We start from the raw sequence: 4,990 nt of genomic DNA on the forward strand, positions 1-4,990 counted from the left end.
AATCGGCATCGACCTGAAGATCAACTACGTGGAATTCTCCACCTGGCTGCAGGACGTGCACACCAACGGCGACTACGAGCTCTCGCTGGTGGACCACGCCGAAAGCCACGACTTCTACAAGTGGACCACGCCGGACTACTACTTCCATTACGACGGCAAGCAGGCGCAGGAACTGTACGCCAAGGCGCTCAAAGCCACCGACGAGAAGCAAAGCGCCGATTACCTCAAGCAGGCGGCCAAGGCCGTCAGCGAGGACGCTCCGGCAGACTGGCTGTTCGGATACCGCGTGACGGTGGCCTGCAACAAGCATGTACAGGGCTTCCCCAGCAAGCTGAGCCAGACGGTGCTGCCGCTGTGGCGGATCTCTAAGACCAAGTAGGACCAGGCGGGTCAAGTAAGTAGGGTTGCGTGGACGATCATGCGATTCGTGGTGAAACGGCTGATGCTGTTCGTGGTGGCCCTGATAGGTCTGTCCGCGTTGGTGTTCGTGATGCTTCGCGTGCTTCCGGGGGACGTGGCCGCGGTGATCGCCGGCACCAACGCAACCCCAGAACGCATCGCGTCGCTACGCGCCGAACTCGGGTTGAACAAGCCGCTTGTCACGCAATACGGCGATTGGATGCTGGGTCTGCTGCATGGTGATCTCGGCGTGTCCGCGGTCGGCGGCAGATCGGTGGCGGGGCAGGTCGCGACGCGCATGTCCGTGACTTTTCCGCTGATCGTGCTGAGCCTCCTGATCGCGCTCGTGATCGGACTTCCGCTCGGATGCGCCGCTGTGCTGGCACGCAATCCCCGATTGCGTGGTCTGTTCCACGGCATTGCAATCGTGGCCGGCGCCATCCCCGCATTATGGGGCGGCCTTCTGCTGATACTGCTGTTCTCCCGCGGCTCCGGCCTGCTGGGATTGCTTCCCGCACAGGGCTTCCCGGATGACGGTTGGTCGTCGCCGCTGTGCGCGCTCGCCTCGCTGACGTTGCCCGCGCTCACCACCGGCATCACGGCCGGAGCATCCATCATGCGTTACACGCGCGCCGCGGTGGGGGATATGGCCTCCTCGCAGGCGGTGGACGTGGCCATGGCCTGCGGCATGACCCGCACGCAGGCGGTGCTGCGCGTGGCTCTGCGTCTGGCCACCCCGCAACTGGTGTCCGTGATCGGTCTGACCTTCGCGCAGATGATCACCGGCGTGATGGTGGTGGAGAACCTGTTCGCCCTGCCCGGGCTCGGCGCCATGCTGGTCACCGATGTCGGCAACCGCGACCTCATCGCGGTGCAAAGCGAACTGTTCCTGCTCGCCGCGTTCTTCCTGCTGCTGGGGCTTGTGGTTGATGTGGCGCACCGCGCGCTGGATCCACGATTGAAAACCACCGGCGCGACCTCGGGAAAGGCGACCGCATGAATTCGGCGAAAATCGTCATATCATCCATCTGGTCCAAGGCGGGAGGCAAATACTCGCTGATCGTCATCGGACTGTGGCTTCTGACCGCAGCCATATCCCTTGTCTGGACGCCGTATCCGCTGCTCGACACCGACGGCTTCAACGTGTGGGCCTCGCCATCCGCGGCGCATCCGCTGGGCACAGACGGCACCGGAGCCGACGTGTTGAGCTGGCTGATGGCCGGCTCCCGCACGAATCTTCTGATCGCGCTGCTCACCGTCATCGTCGCCGCCGTGATCGGACTCGCGCTGGTGGCGGCGATGGTGTCCCGTTCCGGCGCCCTCGCATCCACGTTGGTGGTCGTGGTCGACGCGCTGATTTCCATTCCGACGGTGCTGATCGCATTGATCCTCACCGTGCCGTTCGGCGCGTCCGCCGCGGTGGTCGTGGCCGCCTGCGGCTGCGCGTACGGACTGAACCTGGCCCGCATCCTACGCCCCTCCGCCATGCTTGCCGCGCGTTCCGCATACGTCGAATCGGCATTGTGGTCGGGAGCGGGCCCCATCCGCGTGTTCTTCTCGCACATCGTGCCGAACACGTTGCCTGTGTTGTGCGTGCAGCTGTCCATGAGCGCCGGCACCTCGATGCTGGCCGAGGCGGGACTCACCTACCTCGGCGTGGGCGTCGGAGCCGGCGTTCCCAGCTGGGGGCATTCGCTGTCCACCTCCGTCCGATTCATCAGCATCCATCCGACGGCCGTTCTGTGGCCCGGACTGGTGGTGACGCTGGTCGTGATCGCGCTGAACCTGTTCGGTGACGCGCTGCGCGACGCGCTCGACCCGTTGGCCAACCCCGCGTTGAGGGAGATCTCATGAGCGTTTCCATCCGTGACCTGAACATCGCTGTCAACGGCAAGCCGATCGTCCACGGCGTCGACCTCGACATCGCCGACGGCGAACGCGTCGGCCTGGTCGGCTCATCCGGTTCCGGCAAGTCGATGATCGCCAAAGCGATGATGGGATTGCTCCCCTCCACCGCACGTGTGGAAGGCAGCGTGGAATTGGGCGGCAAGCAGATCGTGGGCGCGTCCGACAGTGTGATCGCCGACCTGCGTGGACGATACGTGGGCATTGTGTTCCAGGATCCATCCGCGGCGTTGAATCCGGTGATGACGGTGGCACAGCAGGTCGGGCTTCCGCTGTACCTGCATTACGATCTGACGCTCGCCGAACGATTGGAACGCGTCACACGCATGCTGGACAAGGTCGGCTTGGGCGAGGATGTGCTGTGCAAATATCCGCATGAACTGTCGGGTGGGCAGCGGCAGCGCGTCGGCATCGCCACGGCGCTGGTCACGTCTCCGAGGCTGATCATCGCGGATGAGCCGACCACCGCTTTGGATTCGATCACGCAACGGCAGATTGTGGACCTGCTCATATCCTTGGTGGATGATGCGAATGCCTCCATGCTGTTCATCACCCACGATTTCGCCGTTCTGAGCCATGCCACAACGCGTTGCTATGTGCTGGACCGTGGCCGGATCGCCGAATCCGGCGCGACCGCGGACGTGCTGACGGAACCCAAGACCGATGAGGGCCGACGGCTGGTGGAGGCGGCGCGCGCCTTGTCGTTGCACGCCGGAAACGAAGGAGCCTGATCATGGGCGATGACGAACGGACGATGCTGGAAGGCCGGGACCTGGCCAAATGGTATGGCACGGGACGGCATCGTCGTCAGGTGCTGTTCGATGTGGATGTGCGGTTGCGTGCGGGGGAGTGCCTCGCGGTGATCGGCGGATCCGGGTCGGGCAAAACCACGCTGACCCGCGTGCTGTTGGGACTTGAGCGTGCCGATGGTGGCATCGTCGAATATTGCGGGAAGCAGCTTCACGGCGAAGTGGCGCATGATCTGCGCGCGCAATCCGGACTGGTGTTCCAGAATCCGTACGATTCGCTGGATCCGAGGTGGCGCGTCGGCCGTTCCGTGGGCGAGCCTCTCCGTTTGCGCCATCCGGATTGGTCGCAGGAGCGTATCGCGGATCGTGTGGCCGAAGCGTTGGCCATGGTGAGCCTCGAACCGGAAACGTTCGCCGGTCGTTTTCCCATCGACCTGTCCGGCGGGCAGGCGCAGCGCGCGGCGATCGCCCGCGCCATCGTGGACCGGCCCAAGGTGCTGCTCGCCGATGAGCCGATGAGCGCCATCGACGTGGCCGCAAGGGTCAGAATCCTCGAATCCTTCAAAGCCATCCGCAAGGCCGAACCCGATATGGCGATCATCATGGTGTCCCACGATCTGGGCGTGGTCCAGCACCTCGCGGACCGCATACTGGTCCTGCACGACGGACATGCGGTCGAATCCGGTCCGACCGGGCGGATACTGGCGCATCCGGGCGACGGATACACGAAGCGACTGCTGCAGGCCGCCACGATGTAGCCGTGTGGATGGGCGGCATATGCGCGTCGGCCGTACGGTGACGTCGGCCGTTTCCGATCTTGCGCGGACCATGACATGTCCACCATGCGAACGGGGTCGACACGCCGGTGTCAATGGGTGTGCTATGGTGTGAGCCATGTTCAATTTCTCATGTTGTTGTTGTCGCTGACCACCCGCCCCGAGGGGCGCGCGGTTCATCGACGCATAACTTGAGATAGGACTTTTCATAGCACGGCTGCGATTGAGGCAGTCCGTATGCGAATCGCCAAAACACCATTCAAAACGGCATGTCGGATGAAGCCGGCATATGCGATGACGAATGGACATATGTTCCGATACGCAGGTCCCGTTTCAACAATTGCAAGTGACGGACGCGAGCTTCTCGAAAACAAGAAATCGAAAACCAATCGAGAATTCCACGAAGCAAACGTCGCGCAAAGGAAACGCCATGACCATTCACAACTCCCTCTCCGAACTCATCGGCAACACCCCGCTCGTCAAACTCAACCACGTGACCGACGGCATCAAGGCCACCATCGCGGTGAAGGTCGAATACCTCAATCCGGGCGGCTCGTCCAAGGACCGCATCGCCGAACGCATCATCGACGCCGCCGAGAAAAGCGGCGAGCTGAAGCCGGGCGGCGTGATCGTGGAACCGACCTCCGGCAACACCGGCGTGGGACTCGCCCTCGTGGCCCTGCAACGCGGCTACCGCACCATCTTCACCCTGCCGGACAAGGTATCCGAGGCCAAGCGCGCCGTCCTGCGCGCGTACGGCGCCGAAGTGGTCGTGACCCCCACCGACGCAGGTCCGGACGATCCGCGCTCCTACTATCAGGTCGCAGACCGCCTCGCCAAGGCGATTCCCGGCGGTTACCGTCCCAACCAGTACGACAATCCGAACGGTCCGGAAAGCCACTACCGCACCACCGGTCCGGAGATCTGGGAGGCCACCGACCACAAGGTCACGCATTTCGTGGCCGGCATCGGCACCGGCGGCACCATTTCCGGCACCGGACATTATCTGAAGGACGTCTCCGACGGCGCGGTGCAGGTCATCGGAGCCGATCCGGAAGGCTCCATCTACTCTGATCCGAACGACGTACACCAGTACAAGATCGAAGGCGTCGGCGAGGACTTCTATCCGAAGGCCTTCGATCGTGACCTGCCCGACGAGAT

At 63.4% G+C, this 4,990-nt stretch carries 5 protein-coding genes and 1 pseudogene; all 6 read left to right on the plus strand.

The features are described 5' to 3' along the window. Positions 1 to 379 (plus strand): annotated as a pseudogene (locus ACR0P8_RS08575) (ABC transporter substrate-binding protein); the annotation flags it as partial. 39 nt (positions 380 to 418) lie between these two features. Next, on the plus strand, positions 419 to 1,399 hold the full coding sequence (locus ACR0P8_RS08580) for an ABC transporter permease (protein ID WP_432624672.1): 981 nt from the start codon (positions 419 to 421) through the stop codon (positions 1,397 to 1,399). Beyond that, complete coding sequence (locus ACR0P8_RS08585) at positions 1,396 to 2,253, plus strand: ABC transporter permease (protein ID WP_432624673.1); 858 nt, start codon at positions 1,396 to 1,398, stop codon at positions 2,251 to 2,253. Before ACR0P8_RS08580 ends, ACR0P8_RS08585 begins: the two co-directional genes overlap by 4 nt. After that, positions 2,250 to 3,035, plus strand: coding sequence for an ABC transporter ATP-binding protein (locus ACR0P8_RS08590; protein WP_432624674.1), 786 nt, complete (start codon positions 2,250 to 2,252; stop codon positions 3,033 to 3,035). The genes ACR0P8_RS08585 and ACR0P8_RS08590 overlap by 4 nt, the downstream gene beginning before the upstream one ends. A 2-nt stretch (positions 3,036 to 3,037) precedes the next feature. After that, on the plus strand, positions 3,038 to 3,811 hold the full coding sequence (locus tag ACR0P8_RS08595; RefSeq protein ID WP_432624675.1) for an ABC transporter ATP-binding protein: 774 nt from the start codon (positions 3,038 to 3,040) through the stop codon (positions 3,809 to 3,811). Between the two features lie 448 nt (positions 3,812 to 4,259). After that, positions 4,260 to 4,990 (plus strand): pyridoxal-phosphate dependent enzyme (locus ACR0P8_RS08600; RefSeq protein WP_432624676.1); only part of this gene is annotated, 731 nt, incomplete at its 3' end.

The sequence above is a fragment of the Bifidobacterium sp. genome, from assembly GCF_050874245.1.
Taxonomy (GTDB): Bacteria; Actinomycetota; Actinomycetes; order Actinomycetales; family Bifidobacteriaceae; genus Bifidobacterium.